Source organism: Shewanella sp. SW24, assembly GCF_025653395.1.
GTDB classification, from domain to species: domain Bacteria; phylum Pseudomonadota; class Gammaproteobacteria; order Enterobacterales; family Shewanellaceae; genus Shewanella; species Shewanella oncorhynchi.
The window spans coordinates 23,454-50,105 of sequence record NZ_JAKKSH010000008.1 but is presented as its reverse complement, the minus strand read 5'-3'; the positions used below and the strand labels follow the sequence as shown (position 1 = coordinate 50,105).

Genomic DNA, 26,652 nt, shown 5'->3' with positions numbered 1-26,652 from the left:
AATTTATCGAAAAGACTCACATCATGAGTAAAAAGACTATAGTTTATGCATAGTATCGCGCCTCTAGGACTGAGCATTCATGCCATACAACCTCGCCATTAACCAGTCTCAAAAAGATCGTTTATTTGCCGACATTGCGATCGACACAGACAAAATCGTTGTTCCCCAAGAAATGGTTGATAACTGGCAACAAACCTTAGATTTGCTCTCTGAATTAGTCGACACCCCCGCCGCTTTGATCATGCGTGTCCATCAAACCGATATTGAGGTCTTTACCTCGAGCCGCACTCTAGGTAATCCCTATAAAAAACATGATAAAGACAGTTTAGGCCACGGGCTTTACTGCGAAACAGTGATCAAAGAAGGTAAGGAACTCCACATTCCTAACGCCCTAAAAGATAAAAACTGGGACAAAAATCCTGACATTAAACTCGGCATGATCGCATACTGTGGTTTACCTTTACGTTGGCCAGATGGCAGTGCCTTTGGTACTATCTGCATGCTCGATAGCCAAGAGCATAATTACCCCCAATCTTTTCGCAGCTTACTCGCTCGGTTTCAAAATGGTATCGAAGCTAACCTAGTCACTCTCTATCAACAGGCTAAGCTACAACTGCACAATCAGCAGCTTGAGCAAAAAGTACAACAGCGCACCCATGAACTCGCCGAACTTAGCGGCAAGCTCATCAAAGAAATCGAAAACCGCACCTCCACCGAAACCTCACTGGAATACCATAAAAGCTACGATCCGCTCACGGGATTACCCAACCGCATCAATTTGATTAATAGTCTGTCGATCATGCTCGAAGAAGTGAATCGCAAAGAAAAGATTTCAGTACTCTATCTTGGGCTGCGTAATTTCAAATCCATCAACGACAGTTATGGTTACCTGATTGGCGATAAAATTCTCACTATTCTCAGCCAACGTTTACAGCACTATACCGATGAAAATACCTTTATCGCCCGCATCGCCGGCGCCGAATTTGTGATTATTCAAGCCCACAAACCTTCAAATAACGAAACCAATAAACTCATCAATAAAGTGCTTAACTGCTGTAACACGCCCTTTGGTGTGGCTGATTTTGTAATCACGATTCCCTCGAGCATGGGCATAGCACAAGCGCCTATGGATGGTATCGATGCCGCCATCCTGCTGCAAAAAGCCGGAGCGGCCATGACGATCAGCAAGGCTGATGGCTCAACTCACAGCTTCTTTAATCAAGATACGCAAGCCGCTTTAAACCTACGCTATCAACTGGAATCCCACTTGGTCGATGCGCTGAACAAGAACGAATTAAGTCTGCATTACCAACCCTTTATTAACTTAAAGACGAAGCAAGTGATTGGTGCCGAAGCCCTGCTGCGCTGGCATAATCCCATCCTTGGCAATGTCGCCCCAGACAGATTCATCGCCTTAGCTGAACGTAATGGCCAGATTATCGATATTGGCAATTTTGTATTGCATACCGCGCTGTCTCAGGCGGCAAAATGGTGTCGCGAGGTAGGCCAAGAGTTTAAAATCGCCATCAATATTTCCCCTTTGCAAATGCGCAATCCCCGCTTTAGCGAACACATAGCCGACTTACTCACCCTCTATCAATTGCCCCCCACCGCCTTAGAACTTGAAATTACCGAAGGCATGCTGATGCAGGATGAACACATTGCCCACAATGCCATCCAAAAACTACAAGAACTCGGTATCCGCATCTCCCTAGATGATTTTGGCACAGGCTACTCATCCTTAAGTTATCTACAAAAATACTCTTTCGACACCTTAAAAATCGATCGCTGCTTTATTAGTAAACTAGAAGAAAACGAACAAGATAGGGAGCTCACTAAAGCGATTATTGCCATTGGTAAGAAACTGAACTTGGAAGTGATCGCCGAAGGCGTAGAAACCCTAGAACAAGATGCCTTTATTCGTCACGAAGAATGCGACTTAGGCCAAGGCTATCTCTACGGTAAACCCATTACCGCAACACAGTTTGAGCAGGCATTTATCCATAAAAAAGAGCATTAAGTTCATCCTTAATGCTCTTTTTTATTTCGCGAATTAAAACCGACTGAATAATGCTACGTGAATAGTCATTTCCACAGAATGTTATAACTCACATTTGTACAAAAGTGAGCTAGTTTTTTTACTCTAATTCGTGGAGTTCGGATTAAAATTTCTATGGGTTATCACCTTACAAACGCAAGCCAACTGTTTTACGTCCGTTTAAGCAACTTATTATGTTCTCTTGCTAACCACCACAAAAATAAGATTGCTTGTAATCCCGAAATACCTGCATAAAACAAAAACAATTCAATTTTCATAGAAGGTAGTGAAATCAGAATACCGAAAGCTAGAATCCCTAAAAAATAACACCATTTATTCTGATTAAAGAACTTTACTGCCACCCAATGCACAGGAAAGCCAATTAACATCCATCCAATAATTGAGAATATAAAATAGAACACTAAAACAAAACGTATTGATCCATAGAAGTATTTAAAATCCATTGTTATTAAGTCAGATTCATTACTCCAGTAAACCAGCATAATTGGAACAAAACATATTGCTATAGCAATAAACACGGCTCGTAAAAAGTGCTCCAAATTCACAACCTCTCCCTGAGAACATAACGCCGCAAGCGGCGAGCGTTAGCGAGTCCAGCACCGAAGGTGCGATGCTGACTTGCCTTGTTAACTTTTTGCATACTCTACAACTAAAGACAGCGGGAACAAAAAAATAGCTGCCAACAAGAAATAACAACAAAGATAAAACACTCCGTAATAAACTGAATTTGTTATCTTACAAGCTAACTCCAATCTACGGGTGCCTAGCAGAGATGGAAAATAACTAGAGAACAGATTAATCGCATCAGCATTCTCTTCAAAGAGTTTCACTAAGAAAAGCCTTAGCGTTGTGATAGTCATTACCATCCCTGCAAGGACAAAGGTAAAAAATAATAACCACTCAGCCATTTCAAAAGCTGTAACACCAACGAATGCAGCAAGAACAAGTAACATAGTGCCGATAACCCACCAGCGATAATAGCTTGCCGCCTTTTTTGTAAGGGCCTGATAGCAAAATTTAAGCGGTGCTTGAGGGTGCATAGTTCTTCCATAAAGTTAACGCCCGCAGCACGCGCGGCTTTGTAGTGAAGGCGGAGCTGCAACGAAAAGGCCGTCGCTGTGCCTGCGATTGTTAGGCATTTCTACTTCCGGCCCCTCGAAATATAGTCGGCATATTCATCTTGAATCATAAACTCGTTCAATAACCTTTCAGATGATCCTGCGAATCGTTGCTCAATAAACTCTATCGCTTGGCCAAATGAAGTGAATGATTTGACCTCATTGGCATCCTCTAGCTCTAGGTCTGGATCTAATGGACCAAACTCATAAATATTAAGGAATGATTCATCACCCAAATCAGCAGTTTCGTAAACTGAAACATCTATTTCGGATTTGGGACCTCGAACGCTTAGCCACTGAATACCAGCACGGCCATACCGTTCACAGCCACCAAGAAAGCACTCAACTGCTTTCCCTCGCTTAAGCGCCGACTCGGCTTCTTGAAGATTAAGGTATCTACGGCTCATTGTGTATGCCTCACGCCGCGCAGCGGAAAATTTGTCCGACAGCAGCGCCTTGTTAACTGCAGAACTCAATTCTATAGCCTCTGACTGTACTGTATTTTAAATCATTAAATGTGTCGCATATAACGGAACCATCAAAGAAACTAGATGCTTCATTTGTTTTCCCTTTAGTTCCGAGACCAAGTACAAGCCGCTGCAGCACTGGCAAACTATTATTTAGCTCAGAAAACAATACAGGATCTATCTTCGAATTAATTACAGCCAATTCGTTAATTGAGCTGCCTTTAATACCTGACAAAGAGGAAAGTCCATTCATGGTATCCATGACCAAGCTCTTAAGGCGCTTTAGATTGGAAACATCTGGAATGGATGTAACTTGCTTTAGAGTACTTAAATGCAATATCTCAAGACATGTCAGGTTTTCCAGGGCACTTAGGTCGTGTAATTTCTTTACCCAAAGTATTTCTAGGCTTGTTAACTTAGATAATCCTTTAATAGCATTTAGGTCTTCAAATGTGCCGAAACCCAAATATAAACTTTCTAAATTACTCAGACTAGCAACATGCTCTATTTGTTTTTCTTGATACCCTGAAAGGGTTAGGTCTCTAAGGCTAGTGAGCGTAGCTATAGAATCGATATCTTTCTTATTTTTGACCAAACTCAGAGAATTTAACTTATTCAGATCTGATAGAGGCCTTAAAGATACAGTTTTTTTATTAAGCTCTCCCAGACTCAAAAACTATATTTCGTTTACATGCTCAGCAATAGCATCAATACTTGTTAGCGCAGGAAGAAAAATCTCTAAAGCTCTAATGCCCGAATAGTGTTTCAGGAAATCTAAACTGTAATCGTTACCCGCAGACCATGTAGGACCAAAAGCACCACCTAAGTATGATAGAGATATACCATCGATTTTTCCTTGGCGTATTTCATCCGCGATAGATGAATGTTCTTCATCGCTCAAATTGTCGGCTATCTTTTTTAGTTTTACGCGCATAATCTCAATTCTAGGTAGCAGTTAACGTCTTAGTATTTATGCGCTGCGCTGTTTGCAGGGCATAAATCGCTTGTTGACTAAATCTCAAATATGGCCACTGCCACATCCATGTAAATGGGTATAAATGATGCTATAGGAATTTGCTTTTTTGCGGTAGCGGTTTTTTATACAGTTTGATGGGTAATCACTTGATATTGTTTTAGCTTTCTCATTTTTCGCGCTTATTTTTTGCTGATCAATCGCTATCTAACGACTCAAAACTCCAAGGAATACACCTCCACTCGGAGTTGCCGCAGGGCGAATAGAGCTCTTGATTTAATAAAGAGTGCGTGAGTTCGGTCATGGATGACCGACTAGCTTTCGCAAGTGCAGGGGCGAATGAACATCGGTGATTTTCGCGCTTATGAGCGAGAGGCTAGGACTGCCGAACTGGAGGGCTTTACATGGATGTAAAGCGCATCCTTCGGAAGCGATAGCAAATTTGGCAATGAGCACAAGGGGCTTTCAACTCCGTTGGGGGCGTCTTGGAGCATCCAAGGGCGAAGGCCTACGGCCGCTTTGAACGCGAGATATGGATATCGAGCTGGCTATTTAACATGGACGTTTTTGATAGGACGAGCAGTCCTCCTTGGTCGGGTGTGGGGTGAAGCCCCACGACTTTGATTTTGATTAAAGCATTCAAACTACGAAACACACTTTGGGGCAATAGCTTCTAGCTAAAGGAAGTCATTAGGATTATTAAAGCAGCGACCATCAACATAGGGTCGCGGCTTTACATCTCACTCATAGGGATAGGGAAACGAGACTAGTCTGCTTTAATGACAGCTTGTGTCAGTATTTCTTGGTCATTCTTAAACACCACTAGCTCGCCTAGAGGACTATCGCTGCCGCCTAAGACGGTGACATAACAATAATACTGGTATGGGCCGCTGCGAAATTGGTATGAATGATTCCCCCCGCTGCCATCAAATACAAGTTTGCCTTTATTCAGCACTAAATCTGGCTTTTCGCTCAATGACTTACCCTTTGCCCATGCGGCATAGCGGTATTGGCTGTTCCCCATATCATCGACACGAATGGTAAACTTGGCGGTCTCCCAAGATAACGCTGGGCTGACAAATTCACTCACACTCGGATGTAATGCCGTTTGTTGCTTAGCAATAAGCTCTGCTTTCAGTTTTACCTCTACCAGTGTTTGATAGTTAATGGCGATGATCTTGCCATCAAAATCCAGCCACACAACACCGCTACCGAGCATAATGCCGCGCCAGCCCATCGTCTGCCAATCAGCTTCAATCTTAGAATGGGCGATCTGCTCAAGCAGGTTAGGATCAAAAACCTGATCGAAACGTGCGATCATTTCCTGGGTATTTTGAATCGCGGGGATAGGATATTCACGTTTAAGCGGGTAAGCCACACGCTTAGCAATCGCCTCAAGATCATTGGCCTTGGCGGCGTCGATAAGTCCCTGCACCAGAGGAATATATTCCTGTGGCATGGCTTCATCCGCGGCGTTTGCATTGATGCTTAAACCCATAACGCTGAATATTAACGCCGCATAAAACGCGATATTCATCAGTGTAACTTGGCTGAAAACAGCTAATTTGCTTCCCTTGAGTCGTGAGGCGAATGGCATCTTTATCCCTTACTTCAAATGTCTCTGCTGAGACTAAAGGCCAAGAATACCATAAGTGCCTCAGACTAAAACCTAAGGTGATTTACACTGCGCCTGACTAAGCGGTTAATAATAGGTTTGAGTAAATCGCCAAGGATACCGACATAAAGATGACACCAATAACCGCATCGATAACCGGTGTTAGTCGCTGCAATTTAAGTTGCACCTGCGCCTTTGACAACATTACCGCTAAAAAGCCAAACCATGCCAATGACAAAGACAACAACAAAATAGCGGAAGCGATTTTAGTGCTCGTTGTAACACTTGGGGTAATCAAGGCCGAAAACAGGGTTAAGAAAAACACTAATGCTTTTGGATTCAATAGATTGGTATAAAACCCAGTCAAAAAACCTTGCCTGCGCGACATAGCGCCACCTAAGCCACCAGCAACAGACGCCACGCCTTCAACGTCACCAGCGCTAATAACAGCATCATCATTTGTCCCTGCATGGACTCTGGCACTCATTTTACGTTTAGCGAGTATCGCAAGACCGGCACGCAGGGCACCAAACCCCATCCAAGCGAGGTAAGAAGCGCCCACAATTTGCACTAAGAGATACAGAGTGTGCGAACTCTTAATGAGTAGACTCACACCGGTCAGACTCAAAATCGTATGAGCTAAAATGGCTATTGAAATCCCCACAGCGGCGGCAACCGCAGTGCTTCTGGACTGCTGAGTCGCAATCTTCACCATAATGGCAAAATCGGGTCCGGGACTGATTAAAGCAACGGCATGGATTACAGCCAAGGTGAGTAATAAAGATAAATCCATAGATATGCGGCTCCGCAAAAAAGTTAATAACGATAACTGAGGCAGCCAGTATGGCAATTTGTCGCAGCGCTGAATTGTAATAAATTGCACTATTCAGTGTTTTTTAAAAACCAGCGGCGTCGAAAGACGGGGAAATTAGAGCATACGCCGCTGAAATTGCACTGGCGATAATAGGAATGCCTGCTTAAAAGCTTTGTTTAAATGACTTTGATCGAAAAATCCGAACTGCTGCGCCACATCCGCCACTAAAGCACCATGACTTAAGGACTTTTTCGCCAACTCTAAACGCACCCGCTTGAGATAAGCATGGGGAGTCATCCCTGTTGCCTGTTTAAATTGCCGTAAAAACTGAAACTTACTTAAATTCACTTCATTGGCTAAGGTTTCAAGTTGAGTATTATGCCAAGGCTCATCGTGAATTCGCTGCTTCACTAAGCTCACCTGCAACTTAGATAACCCCTGCGGTTGATTCGGTTTAGATAGGCAAGATGAAATACCGCTGGGGTAACGCTCCAGCAGCAGATGAATAAAATTCAATAAGTGGGACTCTCCCGCAAGCGCACTGCATTGGCCTTGAATTAATAGCTCGTGTAGTTGAATAAAATATTGATAAAGCGTCGGGTCATCCACCATAGGCGCGCTGAAAAAGTGCTCCTTCAAACCCAGTTCTTGACTGACTTCATTCATATATTCCACGGGGATCGACATCACTTTCACCCGATAACCGTCGGCATCGCGGCTCTGACCATCGTGGGTTTCGTCGGGATTTAAGGTCGATAAACTATGCTGACCAAGCTGATAACTGCTGCCCTTATTCACAAACTGCTGCGCACCTTGAGTGACTACGCCTAAGTGGTAATCCAGATGCACATGTTTATCAAAACTGAAATGCGTAAATTCCGCCTGACTCAGTTCTATGCCTGATAAGCTAGGATGACGCCAATAATTAATGTTTTCAATGGGTGTTGCAGTACTCATAACTCGCGGCGATTACCTATAGCATCAGCTGTAAAACAGGGGGGAAACTCAGATCGACTCGTCCTCATTCTAGCCTCCATTGTCAGCACGGGAATAGTAAATTATTGCAGCCACATAGTTTGAAGCGATTTGGGCTTAGATTAGTGCTTAAATTAGCGCTTAAATGAGTGCAGCAGAAAAAAGCGCCCAACTATCTGGACGCTTAATTGAGATACATTTTTTGCTCGGCGACATACGTAATAATCTTCGATATCGCCTTAACAGATGAATATCACTAAAAATGATAACTCACGCTGACTCTCACCATTCGTGGCTCAACAGGATGATAATGCTGATCTTCAACCCCTTCGGCTGCTTCGCCGGGCAAACGAGAAGCATAAAAATAATCTATGTCGTGATCTTTACTATCAAACACATTGAGCAGCTCAAGCTTAGTATCGAAGCGGCGGAACTCGTATCCTAATGCGAGGTTAACTAATGTGGTCGCATCAGCCTTGTGGTCATTAAAGCTGTCGAGCACCCGCTCGCCAAGGTGCCGCACGCGTACACTCGAATACAGGCCATCGCCGTCGGGTCGATAGGTGATGCCTGCACTGGCAACAAAGGGAACTGCGCCATCGATATACTTGCCCTCTTCAAATTCATTTTCAGTAAATCTGGCGTTAGTCCACGCTAATTCCATATCGATACTGATTGCCTCATTCAGCCAATAATAAGCCGTTAATTCAGCACCATAACGTTCAGATGCACGACTCGGCTCAGTGTTACCCGCATCGCCCACAAATACTAATTCTGAATCTAGTTGCAGATACCAGACCGCAGCAGAGAAATTAATAAAGTCTCTGTCATAGTATTTCACCCCAAATTCGCCGCCATTTGAACGTACGAGGAGATCGACTTTTTCGACCTCATCGCCACTCACAGGGTCAACCTTGATCGTTGCACCGCGGGCATCGTTCGAATGCAGCCCTTGGCCTGCATTAACATATAGCTCAAGATTATCGCTCCACAAATAAGAAGCACCGGCTTTGAGGCTGAACATACCATCGGACGCATCGCCACTGTTAAGCGGATTATCACTGTCGACCTGCACATCAAAATAATCGTAACGCAGCCCAAGATTAAAACGCCATTGATCAGCTGGCAGCCACTCAACTTTGCCAAAGATGCCACTCGACAACTCTTGCACTTCATCGAGCCTTACCGTATTTAGCCGTTGTCGCGCCTGAGTGTTATACAAACCCACTGCGCCAATATCGTCATAACGCACATCGCCGCCCACACTGTAATTCAGTTGAGTGCCACCAAGCGAAGTTTGCCAATCACGCTTAAGATCGCCGCCCCAAATCGTGCGTTCATCGACTTGTTCAAACTCATCACCATTGATGGGATCGTTTAAGAAATAGGTAAAATTAGAGAATAAATTCATAGTCGAGCGAATGGCGTAGACATTTCCCTGCCAATCACCCGCATCGTAATTAGCTGAAACGCTATAACGGTTAGATTCACCGCCGACGTCTTTATCTAAAGATCCATAAAAATCAATTAACCCAGAATCCACCGCACGGGCGGGGATCTGATCCGCCGAATTCCAGCTGTTGTCGTAGGCCATCATAGTGACGCTCAAGTCACCCTCGCCGAGCCGAGTTAAATAACGCCCGACGACACTGATCTTACTCACATCCTCATCAATATCCGTCCACGGACCATCATAGGTTTGTGCCTCACCACCCCAAATAAAACGCCCCATGTCAGTGTTTAGCTCCTGAGTCGCCACGAGTCGCTGGCAGCCATATTCACCCAACGTCACCCCAACTTGGTTATGGGGGAGTTGATCAGCCAGCAGTAATTGGGCAGTACCCGCGCCAGAAAAATCGGCCACCTCAGGATAATAAGCGCCTTTGGCATAACGGATCTCGCCTATAAGTTCAGGGATCAAAAAGTTAAGATCCGTATAACCCTGACCATGCCCATGGGTTCGCATATTCACAGGCATACCATCGACTCGAGTATTAAAGTCTGTGCCATGATCCAAATTAAAGCCGCGTAAGAAATACTGATTCGCTTTACCCGAACCACTGTGCTGAGTGACTATCATCCCAGGAACAAATTCGAGGATTTCGCCGGTTCGTAATAGGGGTCGACTCTCGATTTCTGCCGCGCCGACTATTCCCTCAGATGCCGAAGTACTATGGCCTAAGGTGTTAATTTGCCTGCCGCGCACCTCAAGGCGTTCGATATTGTCCGTTGCCGCCTCTGCCACTACAGCACTCGATAAACAACAAAGAGGTAATAACCACGTCATTGATAACCAAAGCTTTGATAACCGCATTCCTGATAATCCCAGTCCCGATTTCATCCTTTCTTTCCTACTACAGGTGATAGACGGCAAGGATTTAACGCCTTATTTACAAGCAAAAAACCGATCAAGCTCAAACTCTGATGAATAAAAAACCAGCAAAATACAGGCAAATATCATTTCTATGTGCCGTATCGCACATTTTTAAACCCAAAAGGACAAAATGTCCGCCAGCAGATCACATTTCAACCGTGTGTTAGTGCGAAATCATGGAAATAAAATAATCTTGCTTGAATAAAAATGAACCATTTATCAGGCTAGCTATACTCTAAATAACTCAACACTTTTAGAGACACGCTATGCAACGATGGAGCAATATGCACATTTGGAGTGTGTGGGTAGGCCTTTTCTTTTGTGTCTCGGTTCATGCCACCAGCAAATCAACTGCAGAAACCACAGCGATGATTGCTGATAAACCTATCATTACGATGGCGTTTTATGAGGACCCCAAACATAACTTCTACTTTAAATGGGCTGAACTGATTTACGCCCAAGCCTTTGAACGCTTAGGATATGACTTCTCCTATCAAGTGGTTCCCGCAGCCCGCGCCAGTATGATGGCGGACTCAGGTAAAGTGGATGGCGAGCCGGGGCGTGTATCTCATTATGGCGAAAAGTTTACTAACCTCATTCGAATTGAAGAACCGGTTATCGATACCCATTTAATTGCCTTCGCGCACAATCCCGAAATCAAAATACCTAACTGGCAAGCACTGCAAAAGAGTCGATACAAGATCGAATACTATCGAGGCGTGTTCCTCGCAGAACAAAAGCTAAAGGGACTCATTCCTAAGGAGCGTCTGACTGAATCTTCGTCCCCCGCGAGCTCCTTTCGTAAAATGCTCCGCGACCGAATCGATATCTATATTGATACGGAGGCAAGCTCATTGGATCTATTACAAACGCCTGAGTTTCAAGGCAGCAAAATAATCGCGATTGCCACCCTAGAAGAACTCACCAGCTATGGTTACTTAAATAAACGTCACGCAACACTCGCCGTTAATCTTGCCCGGGAGCTAAAACAGATGAAGCAAGAAGGCATATTTGACACCTACAAACAACAGGCCCAAAAATCGCTTAATAATGAAATGAATAATGGCGATACCCCAGAATAAATCAGCATCGACTGTAAAAGTCGTGGCTTACTTTTCTCCACAGAAGATGGCACTAATGTAAAAAGCCTGTTCAATCATATTGATCAGGCCATGTATTCGATAAAAAAGCGCATAAAGCTCACCTATAAAACCTAGGTTAAACCTTACTTGCTTGCGAGTTTACGCCAACGCAACCCATCGCGAATCACCTCATAGCCAGGGAACATAGCGGCAATCACTAGACTATAACTTAGCCAATGTTCTAACTGTAATAACGTAAATTCCCCATTTAATTCAGCGCCTTGGTTTTGTACTTGGTTTTGTAATAGTGGCGAACCAAAGGCCAGAAAGACTAAGAACGAGGCATAAGCAAGATTGATCCCCATATTCGTCAGTAACAATTCAGTAGTCCACACTCGGCGGCGTAGTTGCCAGAGACTATTCGCCATAGACAGTAAAATAATAGGGCTAAACCATTGCAACAATTGCTGAGCATTGGCGCTGAAAATCACAGTCCGCGCGGCTAATTGCTCGCTACTCATCCACACAGAACACCAGATCACAAGTAAGAGAAAAAGATATGTCGCCAGATCGGTAAACACATCGCTTAAACTAATATGCTGCCAACCGGGCCCAACCTTAGGCAAATTCTGCGGCTGCCATTTTTGGCAATTGCTGCCAGATAGGGGTTTCCCCTGAGCCGAGAAACTCCAAAAGGCTAACAGGATAGCGGTAAAGGCAAGACAGGCATCGCCAATAAAACCTTTAGCAATATGGTGGATAAATCCTAATAGATCCCCCCCTGCCGAGCCCAACCATTGAGTCGTGCCGCCCACAACCTGCAGCACAAACAAGACCCCAAGCACAGTGAAAAGTGTATGTTTAAAAAGCGGAATATCCTCAGAGGCAATAATAGGCACTGCCGGAACAAATTGCTGCGCGACCTTACAGGGATGACCCATTTGCTTTAATACCGCGACAATTTGCGCTTCAGTCAATTCACCTTGTTCAGATAGGGCATCCAATTGGTCGCAGATATTGGCTTTTAATTCACGGCCTATTTCCTGACGTTTGTTCTCGGGCAATTCTCGCTGCACCGCGGCGATATAGCGATCGACTAATTCCATATCAAATCTCCTCTGCACTCTCGTCTGAGCTTTTCATATCAGAGCCATTAGTGTCAGCGCTTTGCTCCAGTAAAAAAGCCAAGGCGCCATTAAGTTGCTGCCATTCATCGGTCAGTTGACTGAGTAACTCAGCCCCCAATGACGACAATTGGTAATAACGACGCTCACGCCCTTCGGCCTGTCGCCACTCACTATCCAACAATCCTTGATCGGCTAGGCGGCGCACTAAGGGATACAGAGTCCCTTCGTCAATATCAATACCACCTTCCTGCAACTGTTTGCGGAGCGAATAACCGTAGTGGGCTTGTTTTAATAATCCCAGTACCGCCAACACTAATACCCCACGGCGCAACTCGAGTCGCATTTTGACTAGCTGTGAACTTGTCATTGTCGAATTCCTGTCCTTAACACTGTGTCACACACACTGTGTACCACACAGTAAATACTATGTAGCACACAGTAAAATCGCAAGTTTTCATGCACATTTTTTGATCAATTTGTTTATTATTAATGCAATCTATTGTTTGTATTGAATTTACCAAAATGCCAACCGTTTCTGCTAAGTGCTCACATTTCCCCACCGCCATACACTCAATGCGAATGAGTCACACATAAGCAAATTCAAGATAAAAAATTGCAAAACTTCCTTTGCTTGAGTAACTTAGCATCCAACATTGAATAGCCGATTCGTCAACCTAAGTACGGTTTGCTCCTTAAAAAAGATAAATCTGAACGACTCAAGTAAGTATTGATATTCAATAACTAAAAATATTAAGCGGTTAAATTAAGGACATAGAAAATGCTCATGGATAGAGGCGTACTGGTACGCTGGAACGATGAAAAGGGATTTGGCTTTATTCAGCCTGAAAAAAATGCAGCCCAAGATGTGTTTATTCACATTTCAGTGCTGAAAAAGATGGCGAGAAAACCCATAGTGGGCGACAGCATTCTGTATCAAACGGAAGTGCAAAATGACGGCAAGAGAAAAGCGGTTATCGCCTCAATTGAAGGCGTCGCTGTCGTTGCAGCGAGTGCAACACCGCGCTCCCACTCTCATGTCCAATCACGCAATGAAACCTTCAACTTCAATAACAAAGACAAAGCGCATCACCATAACTCACGAAAATCCTCTTTTAATACGATAATCCCGCTGCTGATAATCGTGGCCATAGTTATCTTTGGCTTTAAACAATACCAAGGATTCAACGAAGCTCCTGCAATCGATGAAGTACCAGTCCTCACGAATGAAGACATTAAGAGAATGCCCATATATGAAACTGCAACACCAAGATTCCAATGTGAAGCGGGTAAAACCCATTGCAGCCACATGAGTTCCTGTGCTGAGGCGACTTTCTACATCCAACATTGCCCCAATACTCAAATGGATGGTGACGATGATGGCATTCCCTGCGAGCGCCAGTGGTGCAGTTAGCGATGCGACATATGTAAAGTCACGCGTATAACCTTAAGCCTGAGCAGGTAGCAGGTAGCAGGTCACTAGTAGTGAAATGATAAATAATCTAAAACAATGGCGAGATAGCCTGACAGGCATACAGCAAATCGGAGTGATTGCTGCCAGTATCGGGCTTCTCATGCTTGGCTTATTCTACCTTGGTCAATTTATCGGTAGTAGCGTGGTAACAATGGGCTGGCTTTAACCCTAGAAATACGCAAACTAGCCCATGAATTCATACCCATAACAACTTCCAAATGGCAACGCATGTACACTGATATCATCACGCAAATTGACTCACCTGAGATGCTTGAGTCCATGTTAACTGAGCATGCTGCGGTGCTGTTGTTATTTGGCGCGCCGGACTGCGGTGTGTGTCAAACGCTCAAACCGAGAATTGCTGAGATGTTGGCGCAAGAGTTCCCGCAAATGCGGATGGCCTATATTGATTGCCAAGCCCAAGGTGAGATAGCGGCGAGCCGCAATGTATTTGCCTTGCCTGTGGTGGAATGTGTGTTTTATGGCAAAACCTTTGGACGTTTTTCCAAGGTGTTTTCGTTAGCGGATATTCGAGGGGCGCTTGCCCGCCCCTATGGTTTAATCGTGACGGAATAATTCAAATTAAACACTGAGATTATTTGTTTACCAAGGGTCTAAACCCAGCGTAATGCACTGACTTATCAAGCTTAACCTGTGTTGCTAGTGTATTTATTAGACGTGTTGAGCCTGTGGCTGCGTTAGCCTTGCCGCTGCAACCGCAGCCGTCACCTGTAGAATGACAGCATCCGCCCTTGGCTGCATGTTTGAGTGAAGCGCGACCTTGAGATGCATCCGTCAACCTAAGATTAAGATCCGCCGTTTGTGCCAGCAAAGTCACCACTGTTTGGCTCGCACTGCCTTTACTCACGCTAATCCCCGCATCGAGCAACTTTCCTAACATGCGCTCACCGATATTCTGCACAAGTACAATGTCGGTACCTTGTTGAATAATCAGCTCTAATAAGGCTTTTTTAGCACTACAGTCACCCTCAATTGCCGGGTTATCGACCAGCTTAATCAGCTGAAACTGTTCATTATAAAAGCCAATTTGTAGGGCTTTAGTAAAGTGACTGGCGAGGCGTTCGCGGCTCATCAGCATGGCAATAATCATGATAACTCCTTGTCTGTTTGGGTTGGCAGCCTCAAGGCTTGACCTTGAGTGATAGCCGTCGCCACCTTTTTACGGGCATTGGCGAGAAGGTATCCAAAGGTTTGCCGAGAGATCCCCATCAAGGCCGCGGCTTCGATCTGGCTTAATCTTTTGACGTCACCCAGTTCGAGGGCCTCAAACTCATCGGCCTCTAATTGAATATGAGTTAATTTAACCGCAGGGATCCCATTAGGCTTAAATAGGCTACAGGGCACACAGCTCGATAATTGACGGCATTTTTTGGGTCTTGGCATAAATGTTTTTATCTTTAAGTCGTCTTAAATATCTTGAAATCGTGTTTTAGGTCTTAGTGCACATCTTGTTTACAGCGCACGACACTCAGGCTCATCTAGGGCTCAACTAAAGCTCATCTAAGGCTCATCTAGCTAAGGGAGTCCATCGTTCTGGATTCTCAAGCGTGATAACTGACTTGATGAATAAGTTCGGTGGAGGAACCATAAAACTGTCACGAGTTTCTGGCCTAGGCCAGAAACTATTATTCGCGCCAACGACATTCAAAACTGTAAGACGGCTCACAGTTACCTATATCAAGCATGACTAATTAACAGAACTGCTGTCTGGCGTGACTAACACACTCAATGGCTAGCGCCCATTAAGGTCAGTTTTAATCTGCGTTGGAGTGCTGAGGGATAATGACAAACTCTCAAAACAAATAAGCAGCCGTTAAGCTGCTGTGATAGGTGGCATTTACTGATTTAAAAGGGTTTAATCCTCAGACTCACAGTAGTTCACCTGTACCGAATAGCCGTCATCTTGCTTAATAAAATCGACAAAGTTTTTAATCGCAGGTAAGGCATCTTCCCTATGGTGCGACACGTAAAGCAATTGGCTCAGATGATGCTCGGCTATCATCTCCAGCGCCCGCATCACTAAGGTGCGATTGATAAAATCTAAGCCCTGATACGGCTCATCTAAAATCAGTAACAGTGGCTGTTTAATCAAGGCACGACCTATCAGCAATAACCGCTGCTGACCATAATCGAGCTTCTTAAAGCTCGTGCTCGCCAGCCCTGTCATGTGCAAAATAGCCAACCATTCCTTCGCCAAATCCAGCTGAGGTTTAGTGGGTTTATGGTACAGGCCAATAGAGTCAAAAAAGCCCGAAAGCAGCACATCTAATGCCGAGCAACTGACGCGATATTGCAAGTGTAGCGCCGACGATACTATGCCAATCCGTTGTTTAATCTGCCATATACTCTCGCCGCTTCCGCGAGGTCGGCCAAAGAGCGTGATGTCATTGCTATAGCATTGGGGATGGTCGCCTAAAATCAGCCCCAGCAAAGTGCTTTTACCACAGCCATTTGGGCCGCGAACTTGCCAATGTTGCCCCGCCTCGATGCGCCAATTCACGCCGCTGAAAATCAGCCCACTGACATATTCCACTTTGCCATTTTTAATCTCGACCAGAGGATCAAACGCCTCGGCGTTGTGCCTTTGCCGCTCCATCAAGGCCAAGAGTTCATCACTACGCTGCGCCGATAACGCATTCAACTGCGCCATCACAGGATGATTGTGCCATTGCTCAATCGACATCGACGGGCTGAGTTTGTGCACACTCTGCCCCGATTTGAGCATCTCACCATTAAACAGCGCCACATGGCTGATGCACGGCGGCAATTCTTCTTGGCGAGAGGTAATGATCAGCAACTGGCTATGCTCGGCCACTTCACTCAGCAGCTCAGATAAACTCGCCTGATGTTCAGCATCGAGCCCAGCATAAGGGTCATCTAAAATCAGCAATTGCGGTAACATTGCCAGTGCACGTGCCAGCATGACTCTGCGCGTTTCGCCCGTGGATAACTGCCGAAAACCACGCAGGCGCAGCGGCTCAAGTCCAACCTTTTGTAATAATGCTGGGAGTTGCTTGGCATCTTGGCAGCATTCCAACACTAAGGATTCGACACTCGAACCGTAATCCAGTTCGTCTTTTTCTAACTCGCGCTCCAGCAATGCTTGTTGCAGTCCAAGTGACACCCAGCCGATACGTTGCGGCAGGCCAGCAATCGTCCCTTCATCGGGCAGAATATCACCCGTTAATATTCGCCCAAGCAAGGAACCACAATAACTGTCGGTCGCGAAAATCGCCCAATGTTCAGCAGGATGCAGTTGCCACTCATCGACGACTAACACCTCATTATCACGCCCGTATCGCAACTGTTTAACCACAATACTTTTGTCTTGGTTCGCGACAACATCAAGCATAACCACAGTTCCTTTCTTTTTTAAGGGATGATAAAAGCCAGCGATTACCCAATCGTATTGCTCCATGATATCTAAGGTAATAATATCTAGAGCCACAATATCTTAGAGTCATGATATCTAGAGCCATAATATCCAATGCAACGGCTCAAGATGCACGACAGTCGCTCAGGTTTTATCGGCAGATTTTGGGGAATACGTCACCAGAGTAAAGCTTATTGGGAATAAAATCTAATGCGCTTAATGGCATAGGCAAAGCGTGGCAACATCCAACAGGTACGCATGTGTGAGGCAACCACTCTGGCAGAACTGTGATAAAATCGGCACCTGTTTAACTTTCATATCAACAAGGTAATGCAATGAATCCCATTATTGCCATCTTAAAAGAACACAACGTCAGTAACGCTAAAATTCAAGAACTGTTTCAAACATTAACCGAAAATCCATTAATGGCGATGGGCACGCTCGGTCAATTAGGCATCCCAGCCGAAAAATTACAACAACTGCTGGGACTAGTGATGCAGAAACCGGCCTTGCTCAAAGAAGCCGTGCTTGAACTCGGTTTGGATTTCTCAAAAGTAGAAGCCGCAAAAGCCCAGTTACAAAAATAAGCGCAGACTGTTCAAGTTTGTAGCCATCATGCGCTAGGGGAATCCGCGTAACTCAGCTCCCCTAGCGAATGTTAAAACCACTAAACCGCAAAGTAACTAAATCTCACAGCAACTAAACCTCAAAGCCATTGACGCTCAAAATGATTAATACCAAGTGAGCTAACTGTGTTGCGCCTGCCACTCCTCAATCGCTTCTTTCGCCGCTCGAAAAGCCTCAATCCCCGCAGGCATACCGCAGTAAACGGTGCAATGCAGTAAGACTTCTTGGATCTCTTCAACCGAGCAGCCATTGTTTAGCGCGCCCCGCACATGGCCCTTTAACTCAGTCGGCGCCTTTAATGCCGCCAGCGTCGCTATGGTAATCAAACTGCGCGTTTGCCTTGAAATGGCATCACGCACCCAAACCTCACCCCAGCAATTGGCCGTAACTAAATCTTGCAGCGGCTGGGTAAAATCCGTCGCACTATTGAGCGCCTTATCCACATAGCTATCGCCCATCACAGCACGACGCACCTCAAGCCCCTTTTTGTATTGCCCATCGTTCATCGATGCATCCTTTTTGTTATGTGATTAGCTATGTGATTAAGCTCTGTGATTAGAATTATTGAACCGCCGCCAACCAATCTGCCCTATATCCTTACCACCTATAACTAATAACTAACGTTAGATTGAGCGCACCCAAGAAACGAACTCTTCGGCGAGTCTGGGAGGGTTACAGGCCTCTGTCTGATCTGCGATCTCGTTATAGTACTCGAGCTCGTGAACTATGATGGGTACCGAACGACCAAAAACGCGACTAACGGTTAAGTTGGAATGGAGTGTAGAAGCGACAACGCATACTGCGGCAACAAATTGCTCGGTTATCTCCTGACCGAGCTCAAGGCAGCGATCAAAATCGACATCTTCCTCCGCATCACTGTACCCGAGACCGAGATCGGCCACCCAGCGAGCTAAGATATCCGCAGTCTGAGAGTCAGGATCCCCAAAGACGAGGAGTTCGTTTTGAAGCCAGAAGGCATAGTTCCATTTTGCTTCGTCAGAGCTAGAAGCCTTTGGAATCGAGGCATGCCACTCGTCGACTGTGTTATAGCCGACTGTCAGCGTAGGTAGACGGGGATCGTCATATTCGTTGTTGATATAGAAAGATAATGCATAGATATGCTCCGCCTCAGAGGTTGGTATACTCTCGAGCGCTTCGGTAATAGCACTCTGAAGCGCGGTAATCATTGGGATATTCATACTGGGTTTCCTGCTCGTTTAATGCCGCATTTAGCGAATGAAAATAGTGCATTGTAATTGAGAAAAAGAGCTTAACCCACTATTTTTGTTCAGCTTAAATGTCTGCCAATATACGAGTATTCAACCAATTTATCATCGAGATAGTCTCCAATCTATCACACGTAAGACTGCCATTTTTATATCACCCTACGGCCAAGTGATAGAAGCTTGGAATACTCAAAGATACCTATATTTTTCTTGTAAATAACTCAGAAAGAAATATGTCTGTCCTCGCTTTCGATCTTATCAAAGGTCGGAAGACTATTTTGCTGCTCGTTTGCTGCTTAACAGCGGAAGCTGATGATTAAGCACTGTCATTCCAGTGACACGCCACCCCTTTTATTTCACAAGAAGTATCCATGAGGGCTCGACGACGGCATCTGCTGCATACGGAAGTGCAAATGCCGCGATCACATGGATGTGAAAGAGCGGCCATGCCGTCAACAGTCACTTACATGCCAATGCTTAATTCAACCAACTCTCCAGTTATCTGTATGCCTTTGTATAAGCATACACTCTGCAAATTTCACAATGGATGGCTCGTTAGATTTACCTAAAAAGCGATGCTTATCCCATCTTTGGCTTAAGAGTTAAATGTTCATCTTGAAAGGGTATACAAGTCGCTTCTTTTTTATCGCGTATGCAGGGTTGCGGTGTTATCAAGCTGGCCATTGGCATCAACCCACACCAGTACCGAATGGTCTCTGGATAATTTAACAAACTTTATCTGTTCTGCTTCAGGCTGTTGCCAGTTAAGGATAAAGAGCGAAGCGTTTTCATCCTGCTCAAACCCGCGCTCGGTATTCAGCTCCCCAAGCGTCACATGGCCATCAACGGTCATTCGATATTGGTTGCCTTGACCAATAATTTCCAGCGTGATGGGCTTAGCATTAATGACGCCACGGTATACCACGCCATCGAATTTATCGTAGGCGGTATGATCCGCATTGCGTTCACAGTGGTCAGAGTGTTGTTCGGAACCGCTGACATGCTGACAGTTATCCGCTTCGCTAACCTCAGGCGCTTGCAGGGCATATCCCCATACTGGTAGTAAAACCAGAACGCCAATAAGAGATGCTATTTTTCTTTTATTTATCAATGCCATTACCATCAAAGCTATTCCCAGAAGTGTAGTCGCCATGAGCCGATGACAATGATGCTAACCACTTCGCTTGCACTTGTCAGCAATCAAAAGGCTAGCCGCACTAATTTGCACTGAGATTGGGGATCTCTTGCTGACTGTAAAACAGCGCCACATCTTGTAATTGCTCGGCCGTTAACGCACTGATCTGTGATTGCATTAAGGGATCGAGGCGTAAGCCTGTTTTGAAATCGACTAACTGCTTATTAAGGTAAGCCGGTTTTGCCCCCTTCAGTTTGGGAATTGCTTAGCCATGGCGATCATAGCCAGCCCATGACATCGACAAAGATGGGACAGGCATCGAAAACATTAATAAATTTTTAAAAGATGTTGCGGCCAAACGACAAAGATGGGGCAGACATAACTCTTTTGGGTTTAACTGCCGATGCCAAGGCCACAGTATTTCACTCCCCCCTGCGAAATTACCGCTGGGTGATAAGATGTAGCTAGAGCTACACTTTGACATCCCTGACCTCGGCGGCAAAACTAAGGTAACGATCACATCTCGCCAGCAACTGCGCTTTGTAAAGAGCCACAAATGATGTTTCACTCTCATCGAGGGCTGGAAGCATTGAAACCACCTCAGCTATTGCCTGCGGTATTCTTCGCGCTATTGTCGTTAAGTTACTGATTAATAAATTTCTTGGTAAACCTAAGCCATCAATAAATGCGGCCAATTGATAAGCGTAAATGCTGTTTGGATCAAATTCGTCATCGATTGCCATCGCAAGCTGTTGTTCAAAATCCTCATACATAGCCACGCTGACCAAATCGTACCAAGGAGTTGGCTCCATTCCGCTTGGCGTCATAAAAAACGAGTAGTTTTTACCGTGTGCATCGGCATTACCGGTCAGTAAATTGAATAGCGCCCATTGCAACATATCCTGTTTAGCAGCCACTGGATTACAGCATTTTGCTGCGAGACTAAAGAGCCTGTTAAAACTTACCCCTTCACGAATATCTTTAACATCACGCCCTGAACCAAAATTACGTTCATATTTTTTGCTAACACTAAAACCAAGAGCTTGGCAGCTATCGACAATATGCCTTCTTAATACCCTTTGCGCATTTGGTATATAACGTCGGTCAAAGCGTTCGACACAGAGTACTTTGTAATCTCCAAAATGAACGATATCAACATTAGCAACATTCATTCCAATCGCCTTAGCTAAGCGCATCGTTATAAATTCATTGAGCACTAAATGGCGATATTTTTCGAATTTAACAATATGGGTTGATGAAAGCGCGCCTTCGGCAAATGCAAATTCTTCACCGTTATAAAACAGGTTTAATTTAGGTTGTACACCCGCTACCGACAGTCGAGGTTTGCCGTCCCAAATTTCCATAGGCCACATTGTGGGATCTTCAATTCGCTGAATAACTTCTTCAGCCTTAATTGGCCGTAATTGTGTTTCAGGCAGCAAAGCCCCTTTAGGAACAAAAGCAACAGCACCTGCGGTATCCAGACCAATTGCACGGATCAAGGCAAACGTATTTCCCTTGGAGACGCCAAGAGATTCAATTAGATAATCTAATCCTTTGTTTTCCGGTAATAAGTTAACCAAAAACATCGATATCTGACTGCTACTTCCTGTGCCATCTAAGGGAATTGTTGGGGATAGTGGGAATCCACTTTGTTGCCAGTCTTTGGTGTAATCCACCGCAAAGGTGTCGGTCGTCGCATCAAAGGATAACTCCCCGATAATTAAATCACCGAGGTGCATCTCTAACGTGAGCTTTTTGGAAGTACTCATAGGTTAATACCAGCCGTTAGTTTCGGTGTCGCTGGTTTGAACCGAAACGATATCAATCCCCAGACCATCAAGAATTTTGAATACGGTTGAGATATAAACATCCTCACCTTTTTCAACTCGGATCAGCGTTTTTTTGGTTACGCCGCACAGCATGGCCGCCACGTCTTGAGTAAGAGCAGCACTTTTCCTTCGTTCTTTAATTAACAAGCCGAGGGATTGTTGATTTAGCGGTGATGCCATCATCATCTCCAAAAGTGTAACTTCATACACCTTAGCCCTAAAACCAGCCCCATTCAATATAAAAGTGTACAGAACTACACTTTTGGATTGTTGAAAATGACAAGCCACCTAAAAGTGTACAATGTTACACTTTTATGGTCATTTCAGTGCTTAAATCTCAAAAAGTGTAGGTAAGTACACCCAATACTTCCCCAAGTTGCCAGAGCAAAAACAAAACCCCGACACTGTTACCAGCATCGGGGTTTTCTTTTACAAGAACTTTGGTTTGAGGCTTTTAGGCTCCAGACCTGCAAAGTATCTTACGTTGGATAAATCGAGTTAGAACAAGGCGCTTTACCACGACGTTCAGCTTTCTGCTCCCAATACAATCTAGAGTGGTTAAGCAACACTTCCTTAGCCCCTCAGATACAAAAAATCCCTGACACAGTTAAGCATCAGGGATTTCTTTTTAGGTGTCACTCTTAGCAGACTAAGAACTTAGGCCTAGGGGTCTGACGTTTTTGCGCAGGATAAAACGTTCAGTACAAGGCGCTGTGAGCGTAGCATACGTTGTGTGTATGTGAGCGAGCAGCAACGCCGTAATCAACGTTTTAGACCAGCAAAAATTACATCATGCCGCCCATTCCGCCCATCCCACCCATACCGCCCATATCTTGGCTAGCATTTTGTGGGATCTCAGCAACCATAGCTTCTGTAGTTATCATCAGACCTGCAATTGACGCAGCGAATTGCAATGCACAACGGGTCACTTTAGTTGGGTCAAGGATACCCATTTCTAACATGTCACCGTAAGTGTCGTTGCCAGCGTTGTAACCGAAGTTACCGCTGCCGTTCTTCACCGTGTTAGCAACAACTGACGCTTCTTCACCCGCGTTCGTGGCGATTTGACGCAGTGGTGCTTCCATTGCACGCAGTGCGATAACCACACCGTGTTTTTGGTCTTCGTTTAATACTTCAACGTCAGCGATCTTAGAAGCTACGCGAACCAGAGCAACACCGCCGCCAGGAACCACGCCTTCTTCTACCGCAGCGCGAGTTGCATGCAGTGCATCTTCAACGCGGGCTTTTTTCTCTTTCATTTCAACTTCAGTCGCTGCGCCAACTTTAATCACTGCTACGCCGCCAGCTAATTTAGCCATACGCTCTTGCAGTTTTTCTTTGTCGTAGTCAGAAGTTGATTCTTCAACTTGTTGTTTGATTTGGCTTACACGAGCAGCAATTTGTGTTTGCTCACCGTTACCATCGATGATGGTAGTGTTGTCTTTAGTGATCACAACACGCTTAGCTGTACCTAAATCTTCCAGGGTTGCTTTTTCAAGCTCTAGGCCGATTTCTTCAGCAATAACAGTACCGCCAGTCAGGATTGCTACGTCTTGCAGCATTGCCTTACGACGATCGCCAAAGCCAGGTGCTTTAACGGCAGCCACTTTCACGATACCGCGCATGTTGTTCACAACTAAGGTTGCTAATGCTTCGCCTTCAACGTCTTCAGCAACGATAAGTAATGGCTTACCGGTTTTTGCCAGACCTTCAAGGATAGGTAACAGTTCGCGAATGTTAGAGATTTTTTTGTCTACTAACAGTACGAATGGGTGATCTAATTCAACACTGCCCGTTTCTGGCTTGTTGATGAAGTATGGAGATAGGTAGCCACGGTCAAACTGCATACCTTCTACTACGTCCAATTCGTTTTCTAACGCTTGGCCTTCTTCAACTGTGATCACGCCTTCTTTGCCAACTTTTTCCATCGCAGTTGCGATGATTTCGCCGATAGATTCGTCAGAGTTTGCAGAGATAGTCGCAACTTGCGCAATCGCTTTTGAATCTGCACAAGGTTGTGATAAGGCTTTTAATTCAGCAACTGCAGCGATAACGGCTTTGTCGATACCGCGCTTCAGATCCATTGGGTTCATACCGGCTGCAACGGCTTTTAAGCCTTCAACTACAATGGCTTGAGCCAGTACAGTTGCAGTAGTAGTACCATCACCGGCGGCATCGTTGGCTTTAGAAGCAACTTCTTTCACCATTTGCGCGCCCATGTTTTCGAATTTATCTTCTAACTCGATTTCTTTGGCAACAGAAACACCGTCTTTAGTGATCAGTGGTGAGCCGAAGCTCTTGTCTAATACCACGTTACGGCCTTTAGGGCCTAAGGTCACTTTAACTGCGTTTGCGAGAATGTTTACGCCAGCCAGCATTCTTACGCGAGCGTCATTACCAAATACAACTTCTTTAGCTGCCATCTTGATTATCCTTTAAATTTTTAATGATTAATTGGAATGTCGAATTGATGCTGAGGATTAACCCACTACTGCCATCAGGTCAGCTTCCGACAGGATCAAGACTTCTTGACCGTCGATTTTTTCTTTCTTAACGCCGTAACCTTCGTTGAAGATCACCACGTCACCCACTTTGACATCCAGTGGCTTAACTGTGCCATTTTCTAAAATACGGCCATTGCCCACAGCAAGGATTTCACCGCGAGTTGATTTTTCAGCGGCGCTACCGGTCAGTACTATGCCACCCGCTGATGTAGATTCAACTTCTAGACGCTTAACGATTACGCGGTCATGTAATGGACGAATATTCATCTATGAACTCTCCTAATGATTTGATGCCCTACAATCGAGCCTATTTGTGATAAAAAAAACAGACACCTTAGTCTGCTCTTTTGCTGTCTGAGATATGGGGCTGACAGTGTCGAGATCCAAGGGCATTTACAAAAAAAACTTCAATTTTTTGATGTCGGTTTTTTCAAGTCCGCACAATCCTGCTAGAATCTCGCCTCCGCTCGCTAACAAGGCACTATTTTTCCATGAAAGACAGACACGGGCTGCTCACCGCGCCAATTGGTCGTGTACTGCTCAACATGAGCCTCCCCAACTTAATTGGCATTATGACCATTCTAGGTTTCAGCCTCGCTGACACTTTTTTTATTAGCCAATTGGGCACTGAAGCCTTAGCCGCCATCAGTTTTACCTTTCCGGTGACCTTAGTGATCTCGAGCATCGCCATTGGTATTGGCGCTGGAGTCTCGACCAATTTAGGTCGACTTATCGGTTCGGGTAATGCCCACAAGGCCAAAGTGTTCTTGCATGATGCCTTATTGCTCACCTTTGTCTTGATCGCCAGTTTAGCCGCACTGGGTAGCATTTTTATCGAGCCACTGTTTCGCTTACTCGGGGCAAACGATGACAGCTTGCCACTGATCCACGACTATATGATTTACTGGTATGTCAGCGCACCGCTGCTGGTATTGTTGATGGTAGGCAATCAAGGCTTACGTTCCACTGGCGATACTCGCTCGCCGGCGATGATCATGGCACTGGCGGCAATCATCAATCTTATCCTCGATCCGTTACTGATTTTTGGTATTGGGCCATTTCCACGTTTAGAAATCCAAGGCGCCGCAATTGCAACCCTGTTCGCTTGGTTGATTGCCTTATCTTTGTCGGGATATTTGTTGATTGTCAGGCGCAAAATGCTCGAATGGGCCGCCTTTGACATAGACAGAATGCGCGCGAACTGGAGCAAACTAGCCCATATAGCACAACCCGCCGCCTTGATGAATTTAATCAATCCACTAGCCAATGCCATTATTATGGCCATGTTGGCGCATATCGATCACAGCGCCGTAGCAGCCTTTGGTGCCGGTACTCGGTTAGAGTCAGTGCTATTAATAGTGGTGATGGCACTGTCGTCGAGTTTAATGCCCTTTATTGCGCAAAACTTAGGGGCAGGACAGCCACACAGAGCGAAAGAAGCCCTGCTGTTATCGATAAAATTTATCTTTATTTTCCAAACCTTACTCTATATCCCCCTGATCTTTTTAGCCGAGCCTATCGCGCATTTATTCAGTACCGATCCGCAGGTTATCGAATGGCTGAGTTTTTATATCTTAGTGCTGCCCTGTGCCTACGGGCCTTTGGGTATAGTGATTATTGTCGCGACCTCGCTCAATGCCTACCACAGGCCTATGAGTTCATTAGTCATCAATCTGTGCCGCTTAGTGCTGCTCATGCTGCCGCTAGCAGCCTTGGGATCGTATATAGGTGACGTTAAAGGCCTGCTGCTCGCGTTACCTGTGACCAATATTTTGATGGGAATTGCCTGTTATTGGCTGGCGCAGCGGATCTGTGAGCCCACAAAGATCACGACCGCAAACGCCATTAGCGAGGGGTAA

The 26,652-nt window shown here is 45.1% G+C and carries 27 protein-coding genes; 6 read left to right on the top strand and 21 right to left on the bottom strand.

From position 1 onward, the window contains the following. Positions 1 to 79: 79 nt before the first annotated feature. Positions 80 to 2,020: a GGDEF and EAL domain-containing protein gene (locus L5M17_RS08500; protein WP_263146680.1), complete on the top strand. Its 1,941-nt coding sequence runs from the start codon at positions 80 to 82 to the stop codon at positions 2,018 to 2,020. A 188-nt stretch (positions 2,021 to 2,208) separates the two neighbouring features. Here L5M17_RS08500 and L5M17_RS08495 read toward each other — a convergent pair whose 3' ends face one another. The 9 genes from L5M17_RS08495 to L5M17_RS08455 all read right to left on the bottom strand — a co-directional run bounded on the left by L5M17_RS08495 (position 2,209) and on the right by L5M17_RS08455 (position 10,335). Continuing rightward, complete coding sequence (locus L5M17_RS08495; RefSeq protein ID WP_263146678.1) at positions 2,209 to 2,604, bottom strand: hypothetical protein; 396 nt, start codon at positions 2,602 to 2,604, stop codon at positions 2,209 to 2,211. Between the two features lie 81 nt (positions 2,605 to 2,685). Then, positions 2,686 to 3,099 carry a hypothetical protein gene (locus L5M17_RS08490; RefSeq protein WP_198573772.1) on the bottom strand — a complete coding sequence of 138 codons (414 nt, stop codon included), beginning with the start codon at positions 3,097 to 3,099 and terminating at the stop codon, positions 2,686 to 2,688. A 101-nt stretch (positions 3,100 to 3,200) separates the two neighbouring features. Continuing rightward, positions 3,201 to 3,584 (bottom strand): hypothetical protein, encoded by a 384-nt coding sequence (locus tag L5M17_RS08485; RefSeq protein WP_219253626.1) that lies wholly within the window; start codon positions 3,582 to 3,584, stop codon positions 3,201 to 3,203. A 52-nt stretch (positions 3,585 to 3,636) separates the two neighbouring features. Continuing rightward, positions 3,637 to 4,317: a hypothetical protein gene (locus L5M17_RS08480; RefSeq protein ID WP_263146676.1), complete on the bottom strand. Its 681-nt coding sequence runs from the start codon at positions 4,315 to 4,317 to the stop codon at positions 3,637 to 3,639. Between the two features lie 3 nt (positions 4,318 to 4,320). Next, positions 4,321 to 4,578, bottom strand: coding sequence for a hypothetical protein (locus L5M17_RS08475; protein WP_263146673.1), 258 nt, complete (start codon positions 4,576 to 4,578; stop codon positions 4,321 to 4,323). 805 nt (positions 4,579 to 5,383) lie between these two features. Then, the gene (locus tag L5M17_RS08470; RefSeq protein ID WP_219250601.1) at positions 5,384 to 6,214 is read right to left on the bottom strand and encodes a hypothetical protein; all 831 of its coding nucleotides are present in this window, start codon (positions 6,212 to 6,214) and stop codon (positions 5,384 to 5,386) included. Between the two features lie 97 nt (positions 6,215 to 6,311). Continuing rightward, positions 6,312 to 7,025 (bottom strand): LysE family translocator, encoded by a 714-nt coding sequence (locus L5M17_RS08465; RefSeq protein ID WP_219250602.1) that lies wholly within the window; start codon positions 7,023 to 7,025, stop codon positions 6,312 to 6,314. A gap of 135 nt (positions 7,026 to 7,160) precedes the next feature. Then, positions 7,161 to 8,003: an AraC family transcriptional regulator gene (locus L5M17_RS08460; RefSeq protein ID WP_113939990.1), complete on the bottom strand. Its 843-nt coding sequence runs from the start codon at positions 8,001 to 8,003 to the stop codon at positions 7,161 to 7,163. 274 nt (positions 8,004 to 8,277) lie between these two features. Continuing rightward, complete coding sequence (locus L5M17_RS08455) at positions 8,278 to 10,335, bottom strand: TonB-dependent receptor (RefSeq protein WP_411568939.1); 2,058 nt, start codon at positions 10,333 to 10,335, stop codon at positions 8,278 to 8,280. Positions 10,336 to 10,661: 326 nt separating this feature from the next. Between L5M17_RS08455 and L5M17_RS08450 the strand changes: the two genes are divergently transcribed. Further along, on the top strand, positions 10,662 to 11,477 hold the full coding sequence (locus L5M17_RS08450; protein WP_263146667.1) for a hypothetical protein: 816 nt from the start codon (positions 10,662 to 10,664) through the stop codon (positions 11,475 to 11,477). 143 nt (positions 11,478 to 11,620) lie between these two features. Here L5M17_RS08450 and L5M17_RS08445 read toward each other — a convergent pair whose 3' ends face one another. Together L5M17_RS08445 and L5M17_RS08440 are read right to left on the bottom strand one after the other, a co-directional pair. Next, complete coding sequence (locus tag L5M17_RS08445; protein ID WP_263146664.1) at positions 11,621 to 12,583, bottom strand: hypothetical protein; 963 nt, start codon at positions 12,581 to 12,583, stop codon at positions 11,621 to 11,623. A gap of 1 nt (position 12,584) precedes the next feature. After that, complete coding sequence (locus L5M17_RS08440; protein WP_105251375.1) at positions 12,585 to 12,971, bottom strand: PadR family transcriptional regulator; 387 nt, start codon at positions 12,969 to 12,971, stop codon at positions 12,585 to 12,587. 411 nt (positions 12,972 to 13,382) lie between these two features. Between L5M17_RS08440 and L5M17_RS08435 the strand changes: the two genes are divergently transcribed. Together L5M17_RS08435 and L5M17_RS08430 are read left to right on the top strand one after the other, a co-directional pair. Then, positions 13,383 to 14,015 carry an excalibur calcium-binding domain-containing protein gene (locus L5M17_RS08435; protein ID WP_263146660.1) on the top strand — a complete coding sequence of 211 codons (633 nt, stop codon included), beginning with the start codon at positions 13,383 to 13,385 and terminating at the stop codon, positions 14,013 to 14,015. 288 nt (positions 14,016 to 14,303) lie between these two features. Then, positions 14,304 to 14,651, top strand: a complete 348-nt coding sequence (locus L5M17_RS08430; protein WP_263146657.1) for a thioredoxin family protein — start codon at positions 14,304 to 14,306, stop codon at positions 14,649 to 14,651. Positions 14,652 to 14,670: 19 nt separating this feature from the next. On the opposite strand, the gene L5M17_RS08425 is transcribed toward L5M17_RS08430, so the two are convergent. The 3 genes from L5M17_RS08425 to L5M17_RS08415 form a co-directional block, all read right to left on the bottom strand. After that, on the bottom strand, positions 14,671 to 15,186 hold the full coding sequence (locus tag L5M17_RS08425; RefSeq protein WP_263146654.1) for a NifB/NifX family molybdenum-iron cluster-binding protein: 516 nt from the start codon (positions 15,184 to 15,186) through the stop codon (positions 14,671 to 14,673). Then, on the bottom strand, positions 15,183 to 15,479 hold the full coding sequence (locus L5M17_RS08420) for a DUF134 domain-containing protein (RefSeq protein ID WP_263146652.1): 297 nt from the start codon (positions 15,477 to 15,479) through the stop codon (positions 15,183 to 15,185). Before L5M17_RS08420 ends, L5M17_RS08425 begins: the two co-directional genes overlap by 4 nt. Positions 15,480 to 15,951: 472 nt before the next feature. Further along, positions 15,952 to 17,448, bottom strand: a complete 1,497-nt coding sequence (locus tag L5M17_RS08415; RefSeq protein ID WP_263146807.1) for an ATP-binding cassette domain-containing protein — start codon at positions 17,446 to 17,448, stop codon at positions 15,952 to 15,954. Between the two features lie 356 nt (positions 17,449 to 17,804). On the opposite strand from L5M17_RS08415, the gene L5M17_RS08410 reads away from it, so the two are divergent. Continuing rightward, complete coding sequence (locus tag L5M17_RS08410) at positions 17,805 to 18,056, top strand: DUF2999 domain-containing protein (protein ID WP_263146649.1); 252 nt, start codon at positions 17,805 to 17,807, stop codon at positions 18,054 to 18,056. 159 nt (positions 18,057 to 18,215) lie between these two features. Here the strand turns inward: L5M17_RS08410 and L5M17_RS08405 are convergent, their stop codons facing one another. The 7 genes from L5M17_RS08405 to L5M17_RS08375 all read right to left on the bottom strand — a co-directional run bounded on the left by L5M17_RS08405 (position 18,216) and on the right by L5M17_RS08375 (position 25,060). After that, a complete protein-coding gene (locus L5M17_RS08405) occupies positions 18,216 to 18,602 on the bottom strand; it encodes a carboxymuconolactone decarboxylase family protein (protein WP_263146645.1) in 387 nt (128 codons plus the stop codon). A gap of 117 nt (positions 18,603 to 18,719) precedes the next feature. Next, on the bottom strand, positions 18,720 to 19,295 hold the full coding sequence (locus L5M17_RS08400; RefSeq protein WP_263146642.1) for a hypothetical protein: 576 nt from the start codon (positions 19,293 to 19,295) through the stop codon (positions 18,720 to 18,722). Positions 19,296 to 19,965: 670 nt separating this feature from the next. Then, positions 19,966 to 20,439 carry a hypothetical protein gene (locus L5M17_RS08395; protein WP_263146640.1) on the bottom strand — a complete coding sequence of 158 codons (474 nt, stop codon included), beginning with the start codon at positions 20,437 to 20,439 and terminating at the stop codon, positions 19,966 to 19,968. Between the two features lie 488 nt (positions 20,440 to 20,927). Continuing rightward, positions 20,928 to 22,229, bottom strand: coding sequence for a HipA domain-containing protein (locus tag L5M17_RS08390; protein ID WP_263146637.1), 1,302 nt, complete (start codon positions 22,227 to 22,229; stop codon positions 20,928 to 20,930). A gap of 3 nt (positions 22,230 to 22,232) precedes the next feature. Further along, positions 22,233 to 22,469: a type II toxin-antitoxin system antitoxin HipB gene (gene hipB / locus L5M17_RS08385; RefSeq protein WP_105253052.1), complete on the bottom strand. Its 237-nt coding sequence runs from the start codon at positions 22,467 to 22,469 to the stop codon at positions 22,233 to 22,235. A 605-nt stretch (positions 22,470 to 23,074) separates the two neighbouring features. After that, the gene (groL, locus tag L5M17_RS08380; protein WP_263146635.1) at positions 23,075 to 24,712 is read right to left on the bottom strand and encodes a chaperonin GroEL; all 1,638 of its coding nucleotides are present in this window, start codon (positions 24,710 to 24,712) and stop codon (positions 23,075 to 23,077) included. A 57-nt stretch (positions 24,713 to 24,769) separates the two neighbouring features. Beyond that, positions 24,770 to 25,060, bottom strand: a complete 291-nt coding sequence (locus L5M17_RS08375; protein ID WP_006086113.1) for a co-chaperone GroES — start codon at positions 25,058 to 25,060, stop codon at positions 24,770 to 24,772. Positions 25,061 to 25,284: 224 nt separating this feature from the next. Here L5M17_RS08375 and L5M17_RS08370 point away from each other — a divergent pair, with 224 nt between their 5' ends. Next, positions 25,285 to 26,652, top strand: a complete 1,368-nt coding sequence (locus tag L5M17_RS08370) for an MATE family efflux transporter (RefSeq protein WP_263146631.1) — start codon at positions 25,285 to 25,287, stop codon at positions 26,650 to 26,652.